We start from the raw sequence: 26443 nt of genomic DNA on the forward strand, positions 1-26443 counted from the left end.
CTGACTGCCTATGCCCAACATGTCTGGCCACCGTTTTCTCACACGCCTGACCTGGCTCCTGTTCGCCGTGGTCATCCTGCTGATTGGTTTGACTTTGTGGCAAAGCCTGAAACAGATTGAACGCCTCTATCAAAGCGATACCCTCAACAGTGCCATCTACCTGCGGGATCGGTTCAAACGGACCGAAGTATTTCTGGAGGCGATGCGCGGGCAGGCTGAGGAGCGACTGCGCAGCGACCCCCAGTCGGTGCTCACCCGCCAGCTCTATCGCCATATCGAGGCGCTGCCAGAGGGGCTGGCTCTCGACAAGCTCCCCGGTGATTTGCCGGCCGGACTGGCAGGCAACCTCACCGGTGATGGCCCGCTGCCGCCCCCCGGCAGCGAGCGTGAGGCACGCATTCATCTGGCCCTGAGCCTCTCCCCCTTGCTTGCCACCGCCAGCCAGCGCCTTGGCAACGAGATCGCCTGGGTCTACTTCACCGGTGTGGACAACTTTATCTATCTCTACCCTTGGCAACCCTCCAGCCGGTTTCGCTTTTATCCCACCATCTACCAGAAGAGCTTCTGGCAAGATGCGCTGCACAGCACCAATCCGGACAAGAAGACCGTTCTCTCGCGCCCCTATGAGGACTTTATCGGGCGCGGCCCCATGGTCACCATGTCCCAGCCCCTCTACAAAGAGGGAACTCTGGTGGGAATGATCAACATGGATGTGCTGCTCGCCCGCCTGCAGCAGCAGCTCGATCAGATGACCCCGGCGCTGGGGGAATATCTGCTGCTCAATCAGTACCACCAGGTGCTGGCCAGCAGCGCGCGCCAACCCGTGGCGCCGCAAAACACCGAACCGACCGGCGAATATCAATGGCGGCAAGGCACATTGCAGCTGACCATGGCAATCCCAGATACCCCGTTGCGACTGGTGCACAACGTCACCCTGCTGCCGCTGGTGTGGGCCATGCTCTGCCAGTCCACGCCGACCCTGCTCGCCATCCTCTTTATGCTGCTGGCCGCCCTCTCCAACCTGAGATCCCATCGCCTCAACGAGCGGCTCAATTACCTCTCCTGCCACGATGCCCTCACCGGCGCCTTCAACCGCCACTATCTGGTGCTGCTGGAGCAGGCGGGAGAGCTGGCCCGGTTGCAAGCGGGGATCCTGATGTTCGATGCGGATCACTTCAAACGGGTCAATGACAACTTCGGCCATGCAGTCGGCGATATCGTGCTGATCCGGCTGGTGCAGATCTGCCAGCAGCAACTTAGGCCCACAGATCGCCTGATCCGCTGGGGGGGCGAAGAGTTTCTGCTGCTGATTGGCCGCGCAGATGCAACGCAGCTCGGCGAGCTGGCGGAGCGGCTGAGAAAGGCGGTGGCAGATCACGACTGGGCCGCCATCGAACCCGAGCTAGAGGTCACCATCAGCCTCGGCTATCTCCCCCACCAGGAGAACCTTCCCCTGCACGAAGCGGTACGCCGCGCCGATGTGGCGCTCTATCAGGCCAAGGCCAACGGTCGCAACCGCAGCGAAAGATGGCAGGATGACGCCTCCTGACTCTCGGAGTAAGCTGAGCCCTCAACCCCTTTTTTGGAGGACTGTCGTGCCACGTAAACCCCGCGTTGGGCTCGCTCTCGGGAGCGGCGCCGCCAGAGGATGGGCCCATATCGGCGTCATCCGCGCCCTTGAACGTCTCGGCATCAAACCGGATTTGATCGCTGGCTGCTCCATCGGCAGCTTTGTCGGTGCCGCCTATGCCGCCGGAGAACTAGATCGGCTGGAAACCTGGGTGCGCGGCTTTACCCGCCTGCAGGTGGTCAGCCTGCTCGACCCGGCCCTCTCCGGCGGTCTGTTTCGCGGCGAAAAGGTGTTTGGTCTTGCCGCCAGCCATCTGGGGGATCCCGATCTCGAGAGCCTGCCCATCCCCTTCGCCTGCATCGCCACCGAGCTCGATACCGGCCGCGAGATCTGGCTGCAACAGGGCCCGCTGCGCCAGTCGGTGCGCGCCTCCTGTGGTATGCCGGGGATCCTAACCCCGACCCGGATCAACGACCGCTGGCTGGTCGATGGCGCCGTGGTCAATCCGGTGCCCATCTCGCTGGCCCGCGCCATGGGGGCCGAGGTGGTGATTGCGGTCAACCTCAACACCGATATGCACCAACCCTGGACCGACGAGCCGGATCAACCCGGCAGCGGCGGTCTGCTCAGCCAGTGGCTCAATCGCGGTGAATCCGCGCCAGCCACCCCCGGTCTGTGGAGCGTGATGAGTGGCTCCATCAACATCATGCAGGAGCGGATCACCCGCGCCCGGATGGCCGGTGACCCGCCGGAGATCCAGCTCTGCCCGCGCCTTGGCAGCTTCTCCATCATGGATTTTCATCGCGCCAGCGATGCTATCAACGAGGGGGAAGCCTGTGTCGAGCGCAATCTCGATCAGCTCAAGGATGAACTGGGCCGCCTCGGGTTGCTGGGCAGTTAGTTGTCGACATGCAGCGGTTTACACATGAAAAAAGCGCCATTCGGCGCTTTTTTTTTCAACTTACTTACCCGGTTACTCCTTACGGTAGAAGAGCAACCCGAGCAGAATCACCCCCACAGAGACCAGCAGATAGAGTCCCAGACTGGGATTGGTGATACCGCCATACAGAATGATGAGCGCGCCCAGGGTGGCGCAGGTCGGGATCACAAACCGCTTTATCCAGCCCAACTCGGTAAAGGTGCGCATGTACCAGACATAGAGGAACAGATAGAGGCCATAAATCAGCACGATCGGCATCTCGTCCAGGGCGATGTAACGACCGAATGTCTCGTTGATGCTGCAGTACCACAGCACTGAGTAGATCACCGACAACAGCGCTGCCGCGAGGGCCGAGTTGATTGGCATGTGGTGATGCGGTTCGATACGGCTCATCCACTTGGGGGCTGGCCCCTGATTGCGGATCGCCAGCGAGTAGGGAATACGCATGGTCGCCAATACCAAACCATTGAGGGTGCCGAGGCAGGAGATAATCACGAACACGGTCAAAATGGTCGAGGCAGTCCCGCCAAACAGGCTGGTTGTCGCGAGATTAACCGCGTTATCCCCTTGCGCCACTATCTCGTCCGTCGGCAAGACGCTGGCGATCCCCAGAAAATAGGTGACATAGACCACAAAGACTATCAGGGTGCCAATCACCAGTGCTCTGGGCAGATTCTTCTTGGAATCGCGAATTTCGCTGTTGATGGTCACGGCGGCGATCCACCCCTCATAAGCGAAGGCGGTGGCAACCACGGCCGTGGCCAGCGTGCCTCCGGTGCTTCCTATCCCATCCATTGCCTGCACAAAGTTGGTCACGGTGACACCATTGAGCAAGCCTGAAATGGTGCCCACAATGGCAACCAGGATCAGCGGGATCAACTTGATCAGGGTAGAGCCCACTTGCAGCTTCCCCGCCAGGACCGGGGTGTAGAAGTTGATCAGATAGGTGACCGTCATATAGACAGCCGCCAGTATCCAGGTCGCACCAGAGTTGGTCGGATTATCACTACCAAGCAAGATCATGGTGTACAGAGCGGCGACCCAGGCAAGGATGGCGGAAAGAGGGGCGTAATAGAGTACGCCTTTGAACCACCCCACCAGATAACCAAACATTTTGCCGTATGCCGCTTCGGCATAATCGACGATACCGTTGGACTTTTCGATCCGCTGGGCAAACTCGGCAAACACCAGCGCGCCGAAGATCATCGAAAATGCCCCCAGCGCCCATGCCAGCAGCGCAATGGCCAGATTACCGCCAGTCAGACGCAGTACATCATCGGCCTTGAAGAAGACACCGGAGCCGATCACCACGCCGACCACCATCGCAATGGCAGTCATCAGGCCATAGCGTTTATCCAACTCATTACTGCTCATACCCATACTCCATACGATTGCTCATATCATCCTGAATGTAATAGTGTTCAGGTGGCCAGATACCACCAGGGGCCCACTTTTCGGGGCCGCTTATTCTCGTTGGCCTGCATGGATAATTCAAAGCGTGTTAGATCAAAATATCGATCGGCGACCCAAAAAAAATACCGCCCGAAGGCGGCATTTCTATTCACATCGATGATCACGCCTTGGCGAGGTCATCCGGGCCAATCTGGCCGATTTCGGCGACTTTCTTGTCTGCCAGCAGCCAGAGGGTGAACTTGTGCAGATCCGGGTGGTGCGCCAGGGCAACCAGGAAGGCGCCCCCAACTTCACGGTAACCCAGCTCGTAGTTTTTCAGGGTTGTGGGGGGAACACCGAGCAAATCAGCAAACTTCGGACGGCTCAAACCGACCGCTTCACGGATCTGACGGATCTTCTTGCCAACAGTGACGATATTTGAATTCATAATGTTCCATACTCCGTTTGACGGATTAAATCCGTCTTTATTTTTCGCGACGACTCGTAGTCAAGTGTATCAGTTTTGTACGGACTCGTTATGGTCGAGCCTCTATCTTTATGAGCGCCTTTCGGCGACAACCCTTATCTTCAACGGGGGATGGTAATCGCTCAGCTGTCTCAGGTAAACAGTCTCGAAAAGAAACCTTTATTGTTGCCACCAGAATAACTCGTATAATCCGCCAGCTACCCATTAAGAGGAATAAGTATGGCGTTTCCCGGCATTATCTCTCGCCTGCACCCGGTTTCTGACCCGGCCCAATTGCAACAACAGCTCAGTCAAGGTGCACAATATCGTGCCGAAGCATTCTGGCTTCCGGCCTTGATGTCCAGCCAGGCCAGCGAGCTGTTGGCCGCCCTGCCGGAGAGCTGCAGCCTGTTTCTTGAACAGGAATCGCATAACCTACCCTTGCGCAGCCACGATGGTGCCCTGCATAACAATGAAGAGCTCACCACGGTAAATGGCCAGTCTATTGCGCTGGCAAGCGCCCCGGGTGATGGTGGTCTGGTAGCTGAATCGGGCATGTGCGAGATGGCCGACTGGCTGGAGGCGGGACACCGCCATTTCATCTGTTCAGCCGCGGTTCAGCCTGTGGCACGAGCCATCCTCAACATCTGGCCCCTGGATCCCTATCTGGCCCGCCACTACCTGATGGCGTTTACTCCCCTGCTGAAAAGTGCAACGGAAGCAGACTACCTCGAGGTGTTCACTGCCAGAGCAAACCCTGCCAACCCGCACTCCGACTGGGTTCAGGCCTATATGAAACTGGAAAAAAAACTGCACAGGGCCTATCTGGATCACTAATTAATCTGGATAAACAGCCATTTAAGGTCACGACACAATTTGCCACAAGGCTCATTTGTGAGCTTGATCATGTTTTAAAATCGGCATAGAGTGCGCCTCGTCATCGGAATGACATCAGTTGCCTGGCAGTGGTTTCTCACGCATTGCGTGCCATGCCAGCGCACTCGACACACCAGGAGAGTGTGCAACCCGGTTGTACCGGGTCATCTGCCAGACTCGACGCCAGCCGTACGGCGGAGCCTGCAGCTTACATAAATTACAAAGTGTGAAGCACGTGAATAACGTGCGATCTCAACGAGGATTTTTTTATGATGAAAATGGCTCCTTCCATGATCGCCATCGCCATGGCTGCTCTGGGTGCTACCGCTGCTCACGCCGCTGACGACATCTACTTCGGTGCCGGTGTCGGTGCTACTCACTTCAACGGCCTGAACAAGCTGGAAAGCACCAATGTAGGCCAGGAAGACGCGGCTGCCGCCAACGCCTTCATGGGTTACAACTTCACCGAAAACTTCGGTACCGAACTGGGCTACCAGTACACCGGTCGTGGCAACACCGACGGCAACCGTTACGAGAGCCAGGGTGCCACCCTGTCCGGTATCGCCCGTATGCCGGTTGGCAACGACTTCTCCCTGTTCGCTGAAGGCGGCGCCTACTGGGGTCACACCGACGGCCTGGGCACCAGCGACACTAAAGTTTCCCCGCTGGCTGGCGCCGGTGTGACCTACAAGGTAAATGACGCGCTGGATCTGCAAGCTCGTTACCGCTACATGTGGGACGTGGCTGACCTGCACGCCAACGGTGAGCGTTACAAGGCCAACCAGAGCATCGCTACTCTGGAAGCGGTATACCACCCGTTCCGCACTTCCTACGTAGCTCCGGTAGCTGCCCCGGTTGTTGAAGAAGCACCGGCTCCTGCTCCGCAAGTTGTAGAGAAGAACTTCGCACTGAACTCAGACGTGCTGTTTGCCTTTGGCAAAGAGACTCTGAAGCCGGAAGGCGTTGCAGCCCTGAATGCGCTGTACCAGCAGATCGTTGAGTTCCAGCCGAAAGATGGCAACGCTGTTGTTGTTGGTTACACCGACCGTATCGGTTCCGACGCGTACAACCAGAAGCTGTCTGAAGCCCGTGCCCGTACCGTTGCCAACTTCCTGGTGAGCAAAGGTATGGCTGCCAGCAAGGTTGCCATCGAAGGTCGTGGCGAAGCCAACCCGGTTACCGGCACCAAGTGCAACGGTATCACCGCTAAAGCTCAACTGATCTCCTGCCTGGCTCCGGATCGTCGCGTAGAAGTTCGCGTATCTGGCGTACAAGAAGTTCAGCAATAATCTGACCTCGTTCAGATAATGCAAAAGAAAGGGATGCTGCGGCATCCCTTTTTGTTTGCCTCATTCTCGCTTGCCTCATCCCTCACTCCCGCCTCCCTACCCTTGCCTGCCCCGCCCCGAAAGCATAAAGTAGTTGCGCCTGTAAGGTATTGGATAAGCACTAAAAAGCGCTTCTTGTCCGGTCTGTTGTCCATGACGCCAATGCATCATGAGAGTCCAAAGCCTTCGCTATCCACTTTGCTGGCGATTTTTCGCAGCAATAAAAACAAGTGCATTGCCCGACATGGGCTAACACAACGAGGATAAACCGATGAAACTCAAAATGGCTCCTACCCTGATTGCACTGGCGCTGGCCGCCGCAGGCACCACAGCTCAGGCTGCCGATGACTGGTACACCGGTGTTGGTGCAGGCTGGGCATATGCCCACGGTCTGGATGATTTTGGCAAAGACACTGACAAAGACGCCACTGCGCTGAGCCTGTTCGGCGGTTACAACTTCAACGACTACTACGCAGCTGAACTGGGCTACCTCTACGCCGGTAAAGCGGGCGTTGACGGTGCCGATTTCAAAACCCAGGGTGCAACCCTCTCCGGTATCGCCCGCCTGCCACTGGGTGACATCTTCTCGGTGTTTGCCGAAGGTGGTGCCTACTTCAACCACGTCAACGGCAATGGCAACAGCGACAACGGCACTGCGCCGCTGGCCGGTCTGGGGGTGACAGCCAAGCTCTCCGACCTTATCGATGTGCAAGCCCGCTACCGCTACATGTGGAGTCTGGGTGACGAGCAGAAGACCTGGGAGAGCGACATGAGCGTCGCAACCCTGGAGCTGGTGATGCACCCGAACCGCACCACTTACGTGGCCCCCGCTCCGGCACCAGCACCCGAGCCAACCCCAGAACCTGTGGTGGTTGACAAGAACTTCGCCCTGAGCTCTGACGTGCTGTTTGCCTTTGGCAAATCCACCCTCAAGCCAGAAGGTGTCGCAGCGCTCAACACCCTGTATCAGCAGATCGTCGACGTACAGCCAAAAGATGGCAGTGCCGTGGTCGTCGGTTACACCGACCGTATCGGCACTGACGCCTACAACCAGAAACTCTCCGAAGCACGCGCCCGTACCGTAGCCGACTTCCTGGTTGGCAAGGGCCTGCCGGCTGGCAAAGTTGCCATCGAAGGCCGCGGTGAAGCCAATCCGGTCACAGGCACCCAGTGCAACAGCGTCAAGGGCAAGGCTCAGCTGATCTCCTGCCTGGCGCCGGATCGCCGCGTTGAAGTGCGCGTCACCGGTGTGCAACAAGTCACACAATAATCCTGATCACCTGGATAAGCAGGAGGCCATATGGCCTCCTTTTTATTGTCTTCCATGCCGCCCACCTCAGGCTATCTTTCCTCTTCCCGCATGGTTTCAGTGACATAGGTTCACTTATGGCCGCAATCCACACCTCTTGAGTGGTTAAATACAACCTGTCACCTATACATAAGTGTGGGGTTTGACCAACAAGCAGCCCCACTAAACCACACATCGACGAGGATACGCGATGAACATAAGATTAAAACCTGTGTGGATTGCACTGGCATTGGCGAGCACAGGCGCACAAGCGGTACCGGTCCATGACTGGTATGCCGGGATAGGCGGTGGCTGGGCGATAGCCCACGATCTGAATGATTTCAGCCAGGATGTCAGCAAGGATGCGACTGCGCTCTCCCTGTTTGGCGGCTACAACTTCACGGAGAACCTGGGCGCCGAAATTGGTTACCTCTCCACAGGTGACTGGGATATCAGCGGTCATGAGTTCAACAGCAAGGGAGCTACCCTGTCTGTGATTGGTCGTTTGCCGCTCAGCGAGATGTTCTCGGTGTTTGCCGAGGGTGGTGGCTATATCTATCACGTTGAATCGATCAATGGCGGGGACGACAACCTGGCACCGTTGGCAGGTCTGGGAGTGACGGCCCGGCTCCATGACTGGGTCGATCTCCAGGCCAGGTATCGTTATCTGGTCAGGGTCGGCGATGATCCTGACAATGACAAGGCAAACAGCGGCACCCAGCGTTGGGTCAGCGACATCAGCACAGCAACCCTGGAAGTAGTGATCCATCCCAATCGCAGCCAGCCGACAGAGCCGGCTCCCACGCCCGCACCGGTCGTGGTCCCCCCGCCACCGGCCGAACCGGAGGTGGTAGATCAGACCTTCAACCTCAGTTCCGATGTGTTGTTCGCCTTTGGCAAAGCGGACCTAAAACCGGAGGGGATGAGCGCGCTGGACGCTCTCTACCAGCAGATCGTCGATGTACAACCCAAGGATGGCAGTGCGGTGGTGATGGGATATACCGACCGTATCGGCTCGGATGCCAGCAATCAGAGGTTGTCAGAAGCTCGGGCCCAAACCGTTGCCGACTTTCTGATCAACAAAGGGCTGCCTGCCGACAAGGTAAGCATTCAGGGCAATGGCGAGAGCAATCCGGTCACCGGCAACCAGTGTGACGACATCAAGGCCAGAGCCGCCCTCATAGACTGCCTTGGGCCGGATCGCCGGGTCGAGGTGCGCGTCACCGGCGTACAGGGCGCCAGCGAGTAGTTGATCTTGAGGCGATAACCATGTCAGACGTGCAGTAAAAAGGGATGCCGAGGCATCCCTTTTGCTTTGCATCTTCTCGCAGAAATCAGAACGAGGTGCGGCGGTAGCGGCGATACTCCGGATGCCAGAAGTTGGCGTCGATGGCCTGATCGATCACCTCGTCCGGGGTCTGCACCGCCTTGCCCTGCAGCATGGCGGTCTTGGCCACCATCTTGGCGATGTAGCGGGAGACCTGATGGATATCCGCCAGATCCGGCAGCAGAGAACCCTCCTCCCCTTTCACCAGCGGCGAACACTCCGCCAGCGCGCGGCTGGCCGACATCAGCATGGCGTCGGTCACCCGGGTGGCGCCGGAGGCGATGACGCCAAGGCCGATCCCCGGGAAGATGAAGGAGTTGTTGCACTGGGCGATGACGTAGCGCTTGCCCTTGTGCTCCACCGGTGCAAACGGACTGCCGGTTGCCACCAGCGCCTGACCGTCGGTCCAGCGGATGAGGTCTGCCGGCGTCGCCTCGACCCGGGAGGTGGGGTTGGAGAGCGGGAAGATGATGGGACGGGCACAGTGCTTGTGCATGGTCTTGACCACCTCTTCGGTAAACAGCCCAGGCTGGCCGGATACCCCGATCAGGATGTCCGGGCGACCGTGCTCCATCACCTCCAGCAGGGAGATATTGTCCCCCACTGGCCAGTCTTTGATCCGCTCCACCGGCTGGGAGAGACGGCGCTGGAAGTCGAGCTGGTTGGGGATCTTGTCGGTGATAAGACCAAAGCGGTCCACCATAAAGACCCGGCTGCGGGCCTGCGCATCGGTCAGCCCTTCGGCCTTCATCTGCGCCACGATCTGCTCGGCGATACCGCAACCGGCGCTGCCCGCCCCGAGGAAGGCAACCCGCTTCTCGGAGAGCTTGGCGCCGGAGGCCTTGCAGGCGGCGATCAGGCTGCCCAAGGTCACCGCTGCAGTGCCCTGAATATCGTCGTTGAAGCAGCAGAGCTCGTTCTTGTAGCGGTTAAGCAGCGGCATGGCGTTGTTCTGGGCGAAGTCCTCGAACTGCAGCAGGATGTCGGGCCAGCGGCGTTTGACCGCCTGAATGAAGGCATCGACAAACTCGGCGTACTCATCCCCCGAGATACGCGGATTGCGCCACCCCATATAGAAGGGGTCATTCAGCAGTTGCTGGTTGTTGGTGCCGACATCCAACACCACCGGCAGGCAGTAGGCGGGCGAGATGCCACCACAGGCGGTGTAGAGGGAGAGCTTGCCGATGGGAATGCCCATGCCGCCGATCCCCTGATCACCCAGACCCAGGATCCGCTCGCCATCGGTCACTACGATCACCTTGACGTTCTGCTTGGTGGCGTTTTGCAGCATGTCATCGATCCTGTCCTTGTCCGGATAGGAGATAAACAGGCCACGGGCGCGGCGATAGATGTTGGAGAACTCCTCGCACGCCTTGCCCACCGTCGGGGTGTAGATGATGGGCAGCATCTCGGTCAAGTGGTTGTGCAGCAGACGGTAGAACAGCGTCTCGTTGGTATCCTGGATGTTGCGCAGATAGATGTGCTTGTCCATGTCGTTGCCAAACGCCATGAACTGGCGATAGGCACGCTCGGCCTGCTCTTCGATGGTCTCGATATTCTGGGGCAACAGACCTTCGAGGTTGAAGTTGCTGCGCTCTTCGCTGGTGAAGGCGCTGCCCTTGTTGAGCAAAGGGGTCTCCAGCAGGGCGGGACCGGCGTAGGGAATGTAGAGAGGACGTTTCTGGTTATTATCTTCAAACATGGATCTTGGTACCTAAACGGTTAGCTAGACGCAGGGACCCGCCGATCCTAGGGGCTTGTGTCATTAATTTCAAAGAGTTTGCACATCCGTTGCAAAAGGTTTGCGACCCAGTCGACGAAAGGCGCCGGGGGTCTGACCAGTCAGACGGCGAAAGCAGTTGGCAAAGTTGGCCCCATCGCTGTAACCGACCCGGGCCGCCAGCTCGCCAAGTGGCCAGTTGGTATAGAGCAGCAGCTGGCGTGCCTTGTTCATTCTGAGCTCGGTCACCCTCGCCATCGGCCCCATACCGAACACTTGCTGACAAAGCCGGTGCAGATGGGGGACGGAGCAGGCCATCTGTCGGGCCAACAGGGCGACACTCCAGGGCTCGTCCAGGCGCGCCTCCACCCGGCGAAACAGCGCCTGCAATCTGAGTTCAGGGGTACCGCGCACCTCCCCTTGCAGGGTACGCTCCAGCAGCGCCAGCAACAGGCTAAGCAGTTGGGGTTGCAGCGAAGAGCGAACCCCCTCCCCCTGCATCAGGCTGAGCAGATGATAGAGCTGATCGCCGCCATCCCCTTGCCAGATACGGTGACCAAGGCGGTGCAGGTGCTGCCAGCGCGGCACGTCATCGAGCAGAATCCAGCTGATCTGCCAGCTTTCGCCAATCAGCTTGAGACCGCCGGGGACGGCGGCGGGCAGGAAAATCAGCGACCCGGCCGGAATGGCTTGCTCCCCCTCTTCGGTGAGCAGCGCGCCCCCTTCATCGTGACTCACCATCAGGATGTGAAACTCGGGGCGATTGCGGCGGATCAGGTAGTGATCCCGCACCCGGGAGAGGCCGGTCAGGAAGATCCCTGCCTCGCCGAGCAGGGGGAGCCCCTCTCGCCCCAGCATCCGTTCTTCACAGGCTGGCGCTATCTCCAGACACTCTCTGGCAAATGGCATAACACCTCAAAAGGATAGTTTTACACAAGAAAATCGAGATCTACTCACAGTGGTAACTGCTCTACACCCCCTTATCATAACCATGACAACCCTTGCTTTTCTCATACCCGGTTAACAACTATGAATTATTGGCAAGCGATTTTAAAACAAACCACCGATCGCGAGTTCATGACCCGATTGTGGCGACTGGCCCTGCCCGTCTCGCTGCAATCCATGATGTTCTCCCTGCTCGGCCTCATCGATATCATGATGGTGAGCCAGCTTGGTACCACAGCTGTGGCGGCGGTCGGCTTGGGTAACCGGGTCTTCTTCTTCAATCTGCTGGTGATAGCGGGCCTCGCGGGCGGGGTCTCGGTATTGGCAGCACAATACTTCGGGCGCGGGGAGATGGCCGGGGTACGCCGCTCCCTGGCGCTGGCCATAGTGGGCGCCCTGCTGGTCACCCTGCCCTTTGCCTTCATCTATGTGTTATCACCGGGCAGCGTGCTCGGCTTTGCCAGTCAGGATCCGGCGCTGCGGGCACTGGCGGATCAATTCTTGATGATCACCGGCGCCACCATCCTCTGTACCGCCATCGTGGTGCCGCTGGAATCAGCCCTGCGCTCGGTGGGCAATGCCGCTGCGCCGACCCGGATCGGCATTATCGCCATCATCGCCAACGTCATCCTCAACTACGCCCTCATCTTCGGTCACTTCGGCTTCGAGGCAATGGGGGTGGCCGGCTCGGCCTGGGGCACCACCATTTCACGGCTGCTGCAGACAGCCCTGCTGCTGCTCTACGTAAAGCGTTATGAAGCGCGCCTGATCCCGCGTGCACCAGACTGGCTGGCCGCCTTCAAACGCAAGGAGGTGGTGCGCTTTACCCTGATCGCCCTGCCGCTGCTGTTCCATGACGGCCTCTGGGCCTTCGGCATGCTGATTTACGGCTTTCTCTATGCCCATCTTGGCACCGATTCGCTGGCCATCATGACCACCCTCGGCACCCTGGAGAGCATCCTTATCTCCCTCTTCTTCGGACTGGCGGTGGCCTGCTCCACCCTGCTCGGCCACCGGCTCGGGGCCGAGGAGTACGAGATTGCCTGGCAGCACTCCCAGCTGTTCCTGCTGCTGGCACCGATTGGCGCGCTACTGGTGGGGATCATCGTCTGGCTGCTGCAAGCCAACCTGCTGCAGTGGGTCGGCAACCTGCCCCCCGAGCTGATGACGGAAGCGGGACAGGTGCTCGGCATCATGTGCCTCGGGATGCTGCTCAAGGTGTTCAACATGGTGGGGATCATCGGGGTGCTGCGCTCTGGCGGCGATGTGAACTACAGCATCTTCATCGATATTGTCGGCATGTGGTGCATCGGCATCCCGCTCGCCTGGGTGGCGGTCACTCTGCTCGGCTGGCCCCTCTCCTGGGTGGTGGCGGTGGTCTTGCTGGAGGAGCTCAGCAAAGTGTTGCTGGTGCAGCGCCGTATTCGCCAACGCTGCTGGTTGAAGAATCTGGTGATCGGATAAACAGCCACAAATCGGGGTCATATCAATGACAGAAAAACCCTGTTTGCAGTATGCTGGGCGCCTCTTCAATCAGAGGCAGGGATCCACGATTTCCCTGTCCAGTAGTCGTTTAAGGAGACGAGCATGCAACCACAGAAAGAGCTGATCACCGAGACGGCCCTGCTTGAGATGGCCAACAAGATCATCAAAGAGCATGAAGACTTCATCCACGGTATGCGCGCCGATTCGGTGGAGCAGAAGGGGGATATTCTGGTGTTCAAGGGGGAGTATTTCCTGGCCGAAGACGGCACCCCGACCGGCAAGACCATGGCAGTCTTCAACATGTTCAAGCTGCTGGCCCAGCAGCTCTCCGGCAAGTACAAGCTGGCCTGATCTCGTCAGCTCATTGCCTACAGGATGCCGCCCTCAGGCGGCATCTGTTTTTGCGCGGTTTTGCCCCTCGACCACCACGCAGTTGCGTCCCGCCATCTTGGCCTGATAGAGGCACTCGTCAGCACGGTTGATCAGAATATCGATGGTGTCATCGGAACGGGCCATGGCAATCCCGATACTCACCGTCACCTCCAGCAATTCGTCCGAGGTGGGGCTCTTCACCAGCCGCGCCTCAACGGCAATGCGCAGCCGCTCGGCCATTTTGCTCGCCAGCGCCGGATCTGCGCAGTTGTGCATCAGGATGGCAAACTCTTCGCCGCCATAACGCCCCAGCACCATGTCAGGCTCCAGCTGCTCCCCCAGGGTGGTCGCCACCTCCTTGAGCACCGCATCCCCCGCCAGATGGCCGTAGATATCGTTGATCCGCTTGAAGCGATCGAGATCCAGCAGCATCACTGCAAAGGGCTTCTTCTTGAGTTGCAGCCGGATTCTGGCCTGCTCCAGCTGCTTCATCAGCAGGCGGCGGTTCATCATGCCGGTCAGCTCATCGGTGGTCGATTCCCGATATAGCCGCAGCAGCATGTTGAGCTGGCCACACTGCACCCAGCAGCTGGCCATGGTAAACATGCCGAGCACCCACACCTGATTCAGGGTGGCCTGACTCCAGATGCTCTGGCCCACCAGCAGCCAGTGGCCCAGCAGCATGGTCACCAGTACCACACCAGCCAGTTGCAAGCCGAGGGAGAGGGGGATGGGGAAGATGGCAAACAGGGTGATCAGCAGATAGGGAAAGGCCGCATAACCCGCCTGCAACTCCTGTCCGGCGCCAAAGCTGTTCAGGCAGAAGAGGGAGAAGAGCATCATCACGGCCATCAGGTAGCCAAGGGCCAGCTTCATCCGTTCCCGCTTGAAGTGGATGAGGTACGAGAGCGGAATAAGTGGCGAGAGCGCCAGGGTGCAGAAGATCCTGGCCTGAAACAGCTGCTCGAAATGAACGGCGGGCAAAGTCAGCCAATCCACCACGGCCCAGGCGGGCAAACCAATCATCAGCAGGCAGGTGAGCAGGCGCAGACGCACCGTCATAAACCCCATACGAGTACGGGTAAAGTCTTCGGAGTGAGCCCTGGCACTCCAGAACTCTGACAACTTGAGCATCCATCGCCTCCACTTCAAGGTCGAGTGGCTCATTCTACACCTACAAAGTGGTAAAAATGTCATTAGCGGGGGGAATAAAACGGAGAGGTCGATCACACAAACCGACAGATGATAATCGCAGCGCGCAAACGTTTCAACCCATCAAAAAATAAACCTTTTTTTGCATAATTAGCGCTGGTCAGCCTCATTTCAATCACTACAATAGCGCCCAATTTTCTCCCCCCTCCCCACACAATTCGAGGTACTTATGGAACAGGCTGCTGTCACACGCGCCAATCGAGAGGCACATCCACCCAGGCGAGCCCATAGCGAACTGGTCTATGGCATAGAGGATGTCCCGCCTCTGCCCCAGACGCTGTTCGCCGCCCTGCAGCATATGCTCGCCATGTTTGTCGCCATCATTACCCCGCCCCTGATTATCGCCAATGCCCTCGGCCTCCCTGCCGCCGACACCCGTTATATCGTCTCCATGTCGCTGGTCATGTCCGGCATCGCCTCCTTCATTCAAACCCGCCGCTTCGGCCCCATCGGTTCCGGCCTGCTCTCGGTACAGGGCACCAGCTTCAACTTCCTCGGCCCCATCATCGCCTCCGGTCTCGCCCTCAAACAGGCCGCCATGCCCACCGAGGATCTGTTGGGCACATTGTTTGGCACCATGATGGTTGCCGCACTCACTATCGTGGTGATGAGCCGCTTCCTCCATCTGGTGAAACGGATCATCACCCCGCTGGTCACCGGCATAGTGGTGCTGCTGATCGGCCTGACCCTGATCAAGGTAGGCCTGATCAGCATGGGCGGCGGCTATGCAGCCCTCTCCGATGGCAGCTTCGCCAGTCACACCAACCTCTTCCTCTCCCTGCTGGTGCTCGGCCTTATCGTGTTGCTGCAACGCAGTCGCAACCCCTGGTTGCGCCTCTCCGCCATCATGATCGCCATGCTGGCGGGCTATGCCGTGGCCCTGCTGTTGGGCAAAGTGAGCGCCCCCACCTTCGACGGCCCGCTGGTGATGGTGCCCATTCCGCTCCACTACGGTCTCGGCTTTGACTGGCAGCTGTTCGTGCCGCTCGCCATCATCTTCGTGGTGACGGCGCTCGAGGCCATCGGCGACATGACCGCCACCTCGGATATCTCCGGCGAGCCACTGGAAGGGCCTGTCTATATGGAGCGGATTAAAGGCGGCGTGCTGGCCGATGGTGCCAACTCCATGCTGGCAGCGGTTTTCTCCACCTTCCCCATGTCCACCTTCGCCCAGAATAACGGCGTCATTCAGCTGACCGGGGTGGCCAGCCGTCACGTCGGTCTCTTTATCGCCGCCATGCTGGCCCTGCTCGGCCTGTTCCCGGCGGTCGCGAGTCTGGTGCAACAGATCCCCGAGCCCGTGCTGGGCGGAGCGACCATCGTCATGTTTGGCACCATCGCCGCCGCCGGGGTGCGCATCATTGCCCGCGAGGAGCTGGACAGACGCGCCCTGATGATCCTGGCGGTGTCGCTGGCCATGGGGCTGGGAGTCGCGCAGGTGCCGGAAGTGCTGCAACACCTGCCGGAGCTGGCCAAGAGCGTGCTCTCCTACGGCGTCGCCACCGGTGGCATTACCGCTATCGTGCTCAACCTGCTGCTGCCCAAGCGCGAAGCGCGTCACTCCTGAGACACAGCCTACCGATAGCAAACAGCCCCGCACTGCGGGGCTTTACCTTGCCAGTCGCCACGGGTAGTGTGCTGGGCAGCCTTTTTTGAGGATGCCGCCATGCCCTATCGCCTGCTCTCCCCCCTCCCCGATACCGCTTCACCCGCACAGATACTGGCGCAAGAGCAGTGCTGGTTGCGCGACTGTGCCCATGACGGTCAGCCCCGCGCTCACCTCTGGCAGGCGCCCCAATGCCTGATTGTCACTCGCAAAGATACCCGCCTCCCCCATTACGAAGCCGCCTGCCAGCAACTTGCAGCTGAAGGCTGGCCAGTGCATGTGCGCGACAGCGGCGGCACCGCCGTGCCCCACGGGGCGGGGATCCTCAACCTATCCCTGCTGCTGCCCCGCACCACCACAGATCTCGCCCACTACTACCGGCTGCTGGGGGCGCCGCTGCTGACCCTGTTGGCGGAGTACGGCCTTGAGGGAAGCTATGACTTCGTGCCCGGCTCCTTTTGCGATGGTCAGTACAATCTGGTGAGCGGGGGACGCAAGATCACCGGTACCGCCCAGCGCTGGCTGGCGCCGGGACAGGATCACCAGGGTGCCGTGCTGGCGCAAGCCATGCTGCTGGTGGCGGGTGATGTGGATGAGGGAACCAGGATGGCGAGCCGCTTCTACGAATTGGCGGGCGGCGAGCTGCGTTTTATGGCGGGAACCTCCACCACGCTGGCAAGCTGCATCGATTGGCGCGGTAGCGATAAGGCACTGGTAGAGAAAGTGCGAGCACGTCTGGATAGCCTGCTGAGCGAGGGGCTATCCCCCCCATCCTGACCTTATTCCGAAGGGAGAGGGAAAATCACCGTCCATAGACACTGCGCACAAAAAAAGCCACGACCGGAGTCGTGGCTTGTTCTTTTCAATGGGAACGCGAAACGGGCTGAGGCGTTCAGGCCGTCTGCGGCTCCGGCTCGGCTTCGCTATCCAGATCCCGGCTAAAGTAGGCGCGGGTCTCGGCGATCACCACATGGCGCAGGCCAATCAGGCCGATGAGGTTGGGCACCGCCATCAGGCCGTTAACGATATCGGCCAGCAGCCAAATCATGTCCAGATGGAGGAAAGCACCGCTCGCCACCAGCGCCAGATAGACCAGACGATAGGGCTTGATCGCCTTCACCCCGAACAGGTACTCGGTGCAGCGCTCGCCGTAGTAGTTCCAGCCAAGGATGGTGGTAAAGGCGAAGAACAGCAGCCCAATGCTCACCAGATACTGGCCGACATGAGCATCGAGCCCCTGGGCAAAGGCCAGACTGGTCATGGCCGCGCCGCTTGCATCGCCGCTCCACACGCCGGTCACCACCAGGGTCAGGCCGGTCATGGTGCAGATGATGATGGTGTCGATGAAGGTACCTGTCATGGAGACCAGCCCCTGCTCCACGCACGAATCGGTCTTGGCCGCCGCCGCCGCGATGGGCGCAGAGCCCAGTCCCGATTCGTTGGAAAAGACCCCGCGCGCCACCCCGGACTGAATGGCCAGCATTATGCTGGCACCGACGAAGCCGCCGGTCGCCGCATGGCCGGTGAAGGCACTCTCGATAACCAGCATGACGGCATCGGGCAAGGCGCTGGCGTTGTTCACCAGCACACCCAGACAGGCGACGATGTAGAAGATGGCCATGAAGGGCACCACCTTGCTCGACACGCTGGAGATGGATTTGATCCCTCCCAGGGTCACCAGCGCCACGATCAGGGTCAGCACCACGGCGGTCGCTTCACGGGGCACCGAGAAGGAGAGGCTCATGGCATCGGAGATGGCATTGACCTGCGGGAAGGTACCGATGCCGAAGAAGGCCACGCCGATACCGAACAGGGCAAACAGCTTGGCGAGCGGTTTGGAACCGAGCCCCTTCTCCAGATAGTACATGGGGCCGCCAGCCATCTGGCCGTTGGCATCCTGCTCGCGGTATTTGACCGCCAGCAGGCACTCGGCATACTTGGTAGCCATGCCGAACAGTGCCGCCATCCACATCCAGAACAGGGCACCGGGGCCGCCGAGCTTGATGGCGGTAGCCACCCCGACGATGTTACCGGTGCCAATGGTGGCAGAGAGGGCGGTACAGAGGGCGCCGAAGCTGGAGACATCCCCCTGCTTGCCCTGCCCCTGATCGCGGCCAAAGACCAGCCGCAGAGCGAGCGGCAAGCGCACGACCTGAAGCAGACCCAGACGCAGGGTGAGATAGATACCGGTCCCGACCAGCAGGATCAGCAGGGGCGGCCCCCAGATAAAACTATCGATGGCGGTTAACGCCGATTGAATTGATGACATGCATCCTCCTTAAGAAACATAAATTAAGGAGGAGAAGGATGATCTTCCCATAGGTGTCGCGATCGGCCAGAGGCGATCGGATGCGGGCCAAGCCCAGGTACAACCATCCCATCCCCTCTGTCCTTTTGCCTGAGAGTTTCCGGCGCCAGCCTGCCCTTGCGGGTAGTCATGGTGCCTTGCTCCTTCGGCGCCCGATTTAACGGGTCTCTCCAGAGTATCGTCCAGTAGCAGTCCACACCGGTTGCCCGGTACCTGAAAGATTCACTTCTTCGGTGGATGGTTGCCCATCGCTCTCCTGCTACCTTCATCCGAACTAGTTTGGATTAGGAAGTCGGCATGTTAATCCAAAAAATGTGAGCTGTCTCGCACTTGGCCGCCCCCATTTATATTTTTTTAGTGACCACCAGAATCGCAGCAAGAATGTTAAATGTTAGTTAACTATCAACAAGTTAGGCTTTCACGGATCAAATGTGGCCCAAACGGGAAAAATGGCGGATAGAGAACAGTGATCCCTCTCGTTTCGCCAAGAAAATCTTGCCGACATATCCAATCAAAATGCTTGCACACAGAATCAATAAGCCGATAATCCGCTGCATAACCAAGCACTTTGTTATCAATTTATGCACTGTGTTCGGTTGGTCCCACCGGACCGCTCGCCTGACCCGGCCGTCGCCGGTTCAATCGCATATGGCTTGGGCATATCACGCCCCCTAAGGATGACCAAAAGAGAATGAACGAGACCCTGGTTGCAAAAGATGTGGTCGCACAAGATTACCGTCAGCTGGTTGAACAATTCGGCTCCCCCCTGCTGCTGCTCGACAAGGCAGCCGTCCGCAAACAGTATCGGGCCCTGGCCGCCGCCCTGCCCGATGTACGATTGCACTATGCACTCAAACCCCTGCCCCATGAGGCGGTGGTCTCTGTCTTGAAGGAAGAGGGGGCCTGTTTCGATCTGGCCACCAATGGCGAAGTGGATCTGGTGCGCAGTCAGGGGGTTCGCCCGGGACGTTGCATTCATACCCATCCCATCAAGCGCGACAGCGATATCCGTTATGCGCTGGAGTTCGGCTGCACTGTGTTTGTCTACGACAACCCGCTGGAGCTGGAGAAGTTCATTCCCTACAAGGACGAAGTGAAACTGCTGCTGCGGGTCAGCTTCCCGAACCCCGAGACCAAGGTCGATCTCTCCAAGAAGTTCGGCTGCACTCCGGAGCAGGCGCTGCCGCTGCTGCAACTGGCCCACGCCAAGGGGATCAAGGTGATGGGGCTGTCGTTCCACGTCGGCTCGCAAGTGCCTCATGCCCGTCGCCATGTGCAGGCCATCGACGCCTGCCGCGAGATCATGGAGCAAGCCTGGGCGCTCGGGCTCAAGCCCTGGGTGCTGGATATCGGCGGCGGTTTCCCGGTCGATTATGAGGGGGGCGAGTTCGATATCGACGGCTTCTGCGCCCCGATCCGCGAAGCGCTGGCCAAGCTGCCCGCTACCGTGCAGAAGATTGCCGAACCGGGCCGCTTTATCAGTGCGCCGGCCATGACTTCGGTATCCAGCGTGATGGGCAAGGCCCACCGTGGCGACAAGATCTGGTACTACCTGGATGATGGCCTCTACGGCAGCTACAACGGCCAGCTCTATGACCACGTCACCTATCCGGTGAGCACGCCTTATGCCAGTGGCGAGCTGCATAACTCGGTACTCTCAGGCCCCACCTGCGACAGCGTGGACGTGATCCGCGATGGCATCATGCTGCCCGATCTGGCTATCGGCGAACTGGTGGTTGGCAAGGTGATGGGCGCCTATACATGGGCCTCCGCCTCCACCTTCAACTTCTTCCCCAAGGCGAGCATCCTCATTCTGGACAGCAGTCAGAAGGGGCAGAAACTGGTGGCCGTCGCTTAAGACCGACACCCGAATGCAAAGAGGGGAAGCCAGGCTTCCCCTCTTTCGTTTTATCTTGCCAGATCTGGCTAGACGAACTGACTGGTCAGCAGCCAGCCGGTGTAGGCGACGAAGCAGGTGAGCAGCACGCCCCCCTCCAACCGGTTGATACGGCCCTGCCCCTTGCGGCCCAGACACATCACCAGCAGCAGCAGGGTCAACCCCATCATGATGCTCCAGTCGCGGGAGAGCACTTCCGGCGCCACATCCAACGGATGAATACCCGCCGCGATCCCCACCACCGCCAGGGTGTTGAACAGGTTGGAGCCCAGCACGTTGCCAAGGGCCAGATCATGCTCGTTCTTGCGAATGGCGATGAGAGACGAAGCCAGCTCCGGCAGGGAGGTTCCTATCGCGACTATGGTGAGACCAATCACCAAATCGCTGATACCAAGCGCCTGAGCGATGGTCACCGCCCCCCAGACCAACAGGCGGGAAGCGCCGATCAGCAGCACCAGCCCGACCACCAACCAGAAAACGGCGCTCTTGAGGGACATCCCCTCGCTCTCGATATCCTCGGCGGTCTCGGTATCCAGCGCATCTCCCTTGCCATTCATGCCAGCCCAGATGGACCAGCCCATCAGGGCAACGAAGACGGCCCCCAGAATGACCGCATCCATCCGGCCCAGATGACCATCAATCAGCAGGGCACCTGAGAGCAGGGTAATACCGAGCAGGATGGGGATCTCCTTGCGCACTACCTGAGAGGCCACCGCGATAGGGCTGATCAGTGCCGTCAGACCCAGGATCAGCGCGATATTGGTGATGTTGGAGCCATAGGCATTACCAAGCGCCAACCCGGGATTGCCCTGGGACGCCGCCAGCGCCGAGACCACCATCTCCGGGGCCGAGGTACCAAAACCGATGATCACCATGCCGATCAGCAGCGGCGGCATCCCCGCATAACGGGCGGTCGCCGCAGCACCATCCACAAACTTGTCAGCACTCCAGACCAGCAGCGCCAGTCCGGCAATCAGGGCAACAACAGCCAGGGTCATAACATCTCCATCCCATCGCCAGTAAGCAACAGAGTCAGGACAAGCTCCTGACCCGATTCAAAAGTGGCGCCAGTGTAACGAGCCAGCCTCCCATTTCAAGGGGAAATCAAACTGCGATTAACATTTCACAGCACAGCCAGCAGACTCGCGGCATCGGAGACCTCAAACTTGCCAGGCGCCTCCACAAACAGCTGCTCGACCACGCCATCGTTGGCGATCAACGCAAAGCGCTGGGCGCGGATACCTCCAAAGGCGCCGGTATCCTTGGCCAGACCCAGCGCCCGGGTCCAGCTGCCGTCGCCATCCGCCAGCATGGTGATCGCCTCGGCATTCTGGGCCGTCTGCCAGGCCCGCATCACGAAAGCATCGTTGACCGACAGACAGCAGATGGCATCCACCCCTTTGGCCATAAACTGATCGGCCAGCACCACATAACCGGGCAGGTGGGCATTGGAGCAGGTGGGAGTAAAAGCACCGGGTACCGCAAACAGCACTACTTTTTTACCGGCGAACAGCGTCTGGCTATCCCGCAGCTGCTTGCCCTCGGCGGTGATAAAGGTAAATTCGCCCGAAGGCAGAGTCTGACCCATCGCAATCATTGTGCTCGTCCTTAAGTGGAGGGAGGAGGCCCCAGTCTACCCCACTGCCGAGCTGTGACACAGACCTCCCTTTGCTTGGATCATTTGAACTAACCTTGAGCAGGATCAGCCGACCAAGGAGGCCTCATGCAGCACTATTACGATGGACTGGAAATTCGCCCCCCCGCCTTGCGCGAACAACAGCAGCTGGAGCAGCTCAATCATCAGCTTACCCATGTCAGTCAATATTGCGCCGGTTACTCCAGCGTCTATCGCCAGTGCCGCCTCGAGGATCTGGCAGAGCTGGCCACCCTGCCACTGCTCGACAGCAAAGAGCTGTTTGCCGCCCAGCAGGCTCACCCTCCGTTCGCCGGACTCACCGGCCGCCCCGCCAGTCAGGCGTTGCGGGTCTTCTCCTGTCCGGGCCAGCTGGCCATCCCCGAGTATGCGGGAGCAGACTGGTGGGGGGCCGCTCGAGCACTGTTTGCCGCCGGCTTCAAGCCAGGTGAGGTAATACTCAATGGCCACGACTATCATGCCGGCCCCACCGCCTTTATTTTCGATAACGGCGCCCGCCAGCTGGGCGCCCCCGTGGTGCCCTGCGGGCCCCACGATACCCAGCGCCAGCTGGAGGCGCTGCTGCGCTATCAACCCACCGGCTACGTCGGTCCGCTGGTGACCCTGCTCGATCTGCTGGAAGCGGCCGAAGCGGCCGACATCCCGACCGACTCGCTGCGCCGCGCACTGCTGTGTGAAGCCACTCACCCGGAAACCACGCCGCTGCGCGCCATTCACGGCATTGCGGCCCTCAACTGTCTGGTGTGGCAGGATGTGGGGGTAGTGGCTTACGAGAGCCGACCAGGAGAGGGATTTATTGTGAGCGAGAGTTGCATCATCGAGATCATCGATCCCGCCAGCGGCGAGCCGGTGAGCGGCGACGAGACCGGCCAGCTGGTGGTGACCCGACTCGATCTGGAGTATCCGCTGCTGCGGCTAGCCACCGACTGGCAAGGGCACTGGCTCGCCAAGCCGAGCGCTTGCGGGCGCACCAACCGACGCCTCAAGCTGGCGTAGCAGACCAACTAAATGCACAAAGGCAGACGGGCAGCCATCAGGCTGCCCGTCTTGTCTCTGAAGAAGAGGATATATGAAATTGTTCAGCGCCTCGCCTGCCAGGTGGCGATGGCGAGCAGGGAGTCGGGGGTAAATTCGCTGGCACGCTCGGCGATCTCGGCCAGGCTCATCCAGTGCACCGAGCTCACCTCTTCGGCCTGCAACTGCAGCGGCCCCTGATAACGGCAACTGAAGAGGCCACCCCAGACCCGGTAGCCCTCCCCTTCCGCATAAAAGCTGCCAAAGCCCTGCAGAGGAACATCTATAATCCCCAGCTCCTCGGCCAGCTCGCGGCGGGCGGAGCGCTCCATCTCCTCACCGGTGGTGACCACGCCACCAGCGCAGGCATCCAGCATGCCGGGGCAGAAATCCTTGCTGAGGGTGCGTCGCTGCACCAGGATCCGATCCGCGTCGTCGAGCACCAGAATATAGCTGGCGCGATGGCAGAGATTCTCCCGCCGCACCTTGGCTCGCTCGGCCACGCCAATCACCCGGTTATCCTCGTCCACCACATCAACCCATTCCACGCACAGGCCCTTTTATTTGTTCCATTCAAGCCCGCAGTATATCGGTGCGGTGGTTTGTCATGGCACAACTTTTTCGATGATGCCGTCAATTTGCCGAGCTCACTGGCAAAATAAGGATTCATGCAAATCTTTATAAACCGTCATATCAGTGTCATCGACCGACACCATAGTGTGCCCTGTCCAGGCAATCAGGGAACCGTGTGATGAAGGTATTCAAGCAGTTATCCCCACGGCAGATCGCTCGCTACATCAAGAGCTTTCATCGAGGCTATTTTGCCATCGAGTCGCTGGGGACATTTGAATTCAACGCGGGCAGGATCAGCCTCCATGGCCTGACCTGCCGCCAGCGGCTAAGACTGGCTCGCCAGATCAATCTGGCGGTCAGACAACTTGGTCACCGCGACCCCTTGCCGGACATGTGAGTCAAAGGGTCTTGCCCTACTGTCTGTTGTGCATCCATGCTTTGCCCGCCGGCTACTGGCCGCGCGGGCCGTTTTCGATATCGGTAATGATGCCGTTGCGCACCGTCACAAAGCGCATGAACTCGTTCTTGCCGAAGTTGTAGGTCCAGCGTTCACCATATTTGACCTGCACCATGTTGCCAAACTGGTTCTCCTCGTTGCGGTTGAGCTCTTCACGCAACATCGGCTCACCGCACTTGAGCAGCATCTCGGCGGTGGTGTCTCCCTCGGTGATCAGGGCGTTCTTGCAGCGCATGGCATCAGCACTGGCCGGAATGCTCAGCAGCAACAGAGCAAGCCCCGCTACTTTCTTCATCTTCTTGCTCATCGGGTTCTCCTTATCCTCTCTAATGAGTCGCAGTATGCCTGCTTCCGTTTCTGAAAAAACCAGTCAATGGCGCAAAAACGCCGTCCTTTTCTGCTCTCCAGCCCGCTGGCCGCGACAAATACTGTCTATCACATAACCCAAAAACAAACGGCGACCCGAGGGTCGCCGTTTGCATCAAGCCAGCAGGATCACAGGATGTCCAGCAGTTCGACTTCAAATACCAGCGCAGAGTAAGGCGGGATGGAGCCCGCACCACGGGCACCGTAGGCCAGATCGTGGGGGATGTAGAGCTTCCACTTGGAACCAACCGGCATCAGCTGCAGCGCTTCAACCCAGCCAGCGATCACGCCGGTTACCGGGAATTCAGCCGGCTGGCCGCGAGCGACAGAGCTGTCGAATACGCCACCGTGGGTGAAGGTTCCGTGGTAGTGCACACGCACGGACTGACCGGCTACCGGAACGGCACCGTTGCCTTCTACCAGCACTTCGTACTGCAGACCGGAGTCGGTCACCTTCACTTCAGCGCGCTTGGCGTTATCAGCCAGGAAGGCTTCGCCGTCAGCAGCGGCGGCCTTGGCGGCGGCTTCCTGCTCTTCTTGCATACGCGCAGTGATCACCTGGAAGGCATCATTGATATCGTCACGGCTGACCGCGAACTCCAGACCATTCAGGGCATCTGCCAGACCTTGTTGCAGGGCCGGGATATCCAGACCGGCGAAGGCTTGCTGCGCCAGCTGATCACCCATGTTGCGGCCGATGCCATAGCTGGCCTTCTGTTCGATAGAGTCGTATTGGGACATTGAGATGTTGCTCCAGATCCATGTAGTAAAGAGGCGGGATAATATCAGACTTTTGGCCGGGGTGCTGCCGGGGGCGCCCCTGATTTCCCCGTCAGTGGGAGGAACTTCACACAAGATGCGGATGAACGCCGCCCAACGACGGCGATCTGCTTAACCGCGATCCAGCAAGGCTCTGACCGCAGCCACCTTGGCGCCATCGGTGATATTGACCCGACCATCGTCCGAAGTGCCCATATTGACGCCATGGGGTACCATGCCACCACGCCAGCCCATGCCGGACATATGCACTTCGCTCACCCCAGTGAACTCGATAATGGTCCGCACGTTGTCGGCATTGACCCCGGCCCCTGGCATCAGGCTGGCACGTCCTGCCAGCGCTTGTTGCATCTCCTGCAGGGTTTCCAGCCCCGCCAGCGCGGTCGGCGCATGGCCCGAGCTTAAAATGCGCTCGCAACCGGCAGCGACTATGGTCTCCAGATCGAGGCGCCAGTCGGAGGAGAGGTCGATGGCGCGATGGAAGGTGACCCCCAACGATCCTGCTGCATCCACCAGCTGTTTGAGCTTGGCGGCAGGCACCCGCCCCTCCTCATCCAGCAGACCGACCACCACCCCTTGCAGCCCCGCAGCGCGTGCCGCCGCGATATCTTGCAGCATCATCTCGAACTCGCCGTCGTTGAAGCAAAAATCCCCGGCACGCGGGCGGATCATGGCATAAACCGGCACGGTGGCGTGACGGGCTGCCTGCTGCATAAAACCGTAGGAGGGGGTCAGGCCGCCCAGACCCAGCGCAGAGCAGAGCTCGATGCGGTCCGCCCCGGATTGCTGGGCAGTAAACAGGGATTCCAGGTTGTCGATACAGATTTCAAGACGGGTCATGAGGACTCCTTTTTCGGGGAGATCAGACCC

At 59.4% G+C, this 26443-nt stretch carries 25 protein-coding genes and 1 riboswitch; of the genes, 13 read left to right on the forward strand and 12 right to left on the reverse strand.

All coding sequences use genetic code 11. The annotated features are described in order from the left end of the window. Positions 1 to 10: 10 nt before the first annotated feature. Positions 11 to 1549, forward strand: coding sequence for a sensor domain-containing diguanylate cyclase (locus tag G5137_RS05255; RefSeq protein ID WP_421222771.1), 1539 nt, complete (start codon positions 11 to 13; stop codon positions 1547 to 1549). Between the two features lie 46 nt (positions 1550 to 1595). After that, positions 1596 to 2471, forward strand: a complete 876-nt coding sequence (locus tag G5137_RS05260) for a patatin-like phospholipase family protein (RefSeq protein WP_100654262.1) — start codon at positions 1596 to 1598, stop codon at positions 2469 to 2471. A gap of 72 nt (positions 2472 to 2543) precedes the next feature. Here the strand turns inward: G5137_RS05260 and G5137_RS05265 are convergent, their stop codons facing one another. Next, positions 2544 to 3884, reverse strand: coding sequence for an APC family permease (locus G5137_RS05265; protein ID WP_005338365.1), 1341 nt, complete (start codon positions 3882 to 3884; stop codon positions 2544 to 2546). Between the two features lie 199 nt (positions 3885 to 4083). After that, entirely contained in the window at positions 4084 to 4350 is a 267-nt protein-coding gene (locus G5137_RS05270) for a helix-turn-helix domain-containing protein (RefSeq protein WP_005338367.1), read from the reverse strand. Positions 4351 to 4608: 258 nt separating this feature from the next. Here G5137_RS05270 and G5137_RS05275 point away from each other — a divergent pair, with 258 nt between their 5' ends. The 4 genes from G5137_RS05275 (at position 4609) to G5137_RS05290 (ending at position 9109) form a co-directional block, all read left to right on the forward strand. After that, the gene (locus tag G5137_RS05275; protein WP_421206210.1) at positions 4609 to 5205 is read left to right on the forward strand and encodes a hypothetical protein; all 597 of its coding nucleotides are present in this window, start codon (positions 4609 to 4611) and stop codon (positions 5203 to 5205) included. 308 nt (positions 5206 to 5513) lie between these two features. Then, positions 5514 to 6533 carry a porin OmpA gene (gene ompA, locus G5137_RS05280; RefSeq protein WP_421206209.1) on the forward strand — a complete coding sequence of 340 codons (1020 nt, stop codon included), beginning with the start codon at positions 5514 to 5516 and terminating at the stop codon, positions 6531 to 6533. 310 nt (positions 6534 to 6843) lie between these two features. Next, a complete protein-coding gene (gene ompA, locus G5137_RS05285; RefSeq protein WP_216951824.1) occupies positions 6844 to 7842 on the forward strand; it encodes a porin OmpA in 999 nt (332 codons plus the stop codon). 229 nt (positions 7843 to 8071) lie between these two features. Beyond that, positions 8072 to 9109, forward strand: coding sequence for an OmpA family protein (locus tag G5137_RS05290; protein WP_421206207.1), 1038 nt, complete (start codon positions 8072 to 8074; stop codon positions 9107 to 9109). Positions 9110 to 9194: 85 nt separating this feature from the next. On the opposite strand, the gene G5137_RS05295 is transcribed toward G5137_RS05290, so the two are convergent. Together G5137_RS05295 and G5137_RS05300 are read right to left on the reverse strand one after the other, a co-directional pair. Further along, on the reverse strand, positions 9195 to 10889 hold the full coding sequence (locus tag G5137_RS05295; RefSeq protein ID WP_100654267.1) for an NAD-dependent malic enzyme: 1695 nt from the start codon (positions 10887 to 10889) through the stop codon (positions 9195 to 9197). Between the two features lie 69 nt (positions 10890 to 10958). Continuing rightward, positions 10959 to 11816, reverse strand: a complete 858-nt coding sequence (locus G5137_RS05300; RefSeq protein ID WP_421252438.1) for a helix-turn-helix transcriptional regulator — start codon at positions 11814 to 11816, stop codon at positions 10959 to 10961. 120 nt (positions 11817 to 11936) lie between these two features. Here G5137_RS05300 and G5137_RS05305 point away from each other — a divergent pair, with 120 nt between their 5' ends. Both G5137_RS05305 and G5137_RS05310 read left to right on the forward strand, forming a co-directional pair. Continuing rightward, entirely contained in the window at positions 11937 to 13316 is a 1380-nt protein-coding gene (locus tag G5137_RS05305) for an MATE family efflux transporter (RefSeq protein ID WP_047435970.1), read from the forward strand. A 123-nt stretch (positions 13317 to 13439) separates the two neighbouring features. After that, positions 13440 to 13688 (forward strand): YciN family protein, encoded by a 249-nt coding sequence (locus G5137_RS05310; protein ID WP_005338382.1) that lies wholly within the window; start codon positions 13440 to 13442, stop codon positions 13686 to 13688. Positions 13689 to 13721: 33 nt separating this feature from the next. On the opposite strand, the gene G5137_RS05315 is transcribed toward G5137_RS05310, so the two are convergent. Then, positions 13722 to 14843, reverse strand: coding sequence for a GGDEF domain-containing protein (locus tag G5137_RS05315; protein ID WP_421231272.1), 1122 nt, complete (start codon positions 14841 to 14843; stop codon positions 13722 to 13724). Between the two features lie 247 nt (positions 14844 to 15090). Between G5137_RS05315 and G5137_RS05320 the strand changes: the two genes are divergently transcribed. Beyond that, positions 15091 to 16488 (forward strand): nucleobase:cation symporter-2 family protein, encoded by a 1398-nt coding sequence (locus G5137_RS05320; RefSeq protein ID WP_040066712.1) that lies wholly within the window; start codon positions 15091 to 15093, stop codon positions 16486 to 16488. Between the two features lie 99 nt (positions 16489 to 16587). Next, entirely contained in the window at positions 16588 to 17304 is a 717-nt protein-coding gene (locus G5137_RS05325) for a lipoyl protein ligase domain-containing protein (RefSeq protein ID WP_421255031.1), read from the forward strand. A gap of 115 nt (positions 17305 to 17419) precedes the next feature. On the opposite strand, the gene G5137_RS05330 is transcribed toward G5137_RS05325, so the two are convergent. Then, positions 17420 to 18796, reverse strand: coding sequence for an alanine/glycine:cation symporter family protein (locus G5137_RS05330; protein ID WP_005338391.1), 1377 nt, complete (start codon positions 18794 to 18796; stop codon positions 17420 to 17422). A gap of 107 nt (positions 18797 to 18903) precedes the next feature. After that, positions 18904 to 19019: riboswitch (glycine riboswitch) on the reverse strand. 507 nt (positions 19020 to 19526) lie between these two features. Here G5137_RS05330 and G5137_RS05335 point away from each other — a divergent pair. Next, positions 19527 to 20693, forward strand: a complete 1167-nt coding sequence (locus tag G5137_RS05335) for a type III PLP-dependent enzyme (protein WP_058059164.1) — start codon at positions 19527 to 19529, stop codon at positions 20691 to 20693. A gap of 68 nt (positions 20694 to 20761) precedes the next feature. Here the strand turns inward: G5137_RS05335 and G5137_RS05340 are convergent, their stop codons facing one another. Next, positions 20762 to 21730 carry a calcium/sodium antiporter gene (locus tag G5137_RS05340; protein WP_216951830.1) on the reverse strand — a complete coding sequence of 323 codons (969 nt, stop codon included), beginning with the start codon at positions 21728 to 21730 and terminating at the stop codon, positions 20762 to 20764. 125 nt (positions 21731 to 21855) lie between these two features. Further along, positions 21856 to 22329, reverse strand: coding sequence for a peroxiredoxin (locus G5137_RS05345; RefSeq protein ID WP_100646526.1), 474 nt, complete (start codon positions 22327 to 22329; stop codon positions 21856 to 21858). Between the two features lie 126 nt (positions 22330 to 22455). Between G5137_RS05345 and G5137_RS05350 the strand changes: the two genes are divergently transcribed. Then, a complete protein-coding gene (locus G5137_RS05350; RefSeq protein ID WP_421206204.1) occupies positions 22456 to 23382 on the forward strand; it encodes a phenylacetate--CoA ligase family protein in 927 nt (308 codons plus the stop codon). Between the two features lie 83 nt (positions 23383 to 23465). Here the strand turns inward: G5137_RS05350 and yfcD are convergent, their stop codons facing one another. After that, a complete protein-coding gene (gene yfcD, locus G5137_RS05355) occupies positions 23466 to 23948 on the reverse strand; it encodes an NUDIX hydrolase YfcD (RefSeq protein ID WP_167557839.1) in 483 nt (160 codons plus the stop codon). Positions 23949 to 24151: 203 nt separating this feature from the next. On the opposite strand from yfcD, the gene G5137_RS05360 reads away from it, so the two are divergent. Beyond that, complete coding sequence (locus G5137_RS05360; protein WP_005338403.1) at positions 24152 to 24370, forward strand: DUF1107 family protein; 219 nt, start codon at positions 24152 to 24154, stop codon at positions 24368 to 24370. A 52-nt stretch (positions 24371 to 24422) separates the two neighbouring features. Here the strand turns inward: G5137_RS05360 and G5137_RS05365 are convergent, their stop codons facing one another. The 3 genes from G5137_RS05365 to G5137_RS05375 form a co-directional block, all read right to left on the reverse strand. Continuing rightward, positions 24423 to 24737 (reverse strand): DUF2845 domain-containing protein, encoded by a 315-nt coding sequence (locus G5137_RS05365; RefSeq protein ID WP_005338404.1) that lies wholly within the window; start codon positions 24735 to 24737, stop codon positions 24423 to 24425. Positions 24738 to 24925: 188 nt separating this feature from the next. Next, the gene (locus tag G5137_RS05370; protein ID WP_005338405.1) at positions 24926 to 25537 is read right to left on the reverse strand and encodes an FKBP-type peptidyl-prolyl cis-trans isomerase; all 612 of its coding nucleotides are present in this window, start codon (positions 25535 to 25537) and stop codon (positions 24926 to 24928) included. Between the two features lie 150 nt (positions 25538 to 25687). Next, positions 25688 to 26413, reverse strand: a complete 726-nt coding sequence (locus tag G5137_RS05375) for a copper homeostasis protein CutC (protein ID WP_216958797.1) — start codon at positions 26411 to 26413, stop codon at positions 25688 to 25690. Between the last annotated feature and the right edge of the window lie 30 nt (positions 26414 to 26443).

It is taken from the genome of Aeromonas sp. 600282, assembly GCF_049175755.1.
GTDB classification, from domain to species: domain Bacteria; phylum Pseudomonadota; class Gammaproteobacteria; order Enterobacterales; family Aeromonadaceae; genus Aeromonas; species Aeromonas veronii_A.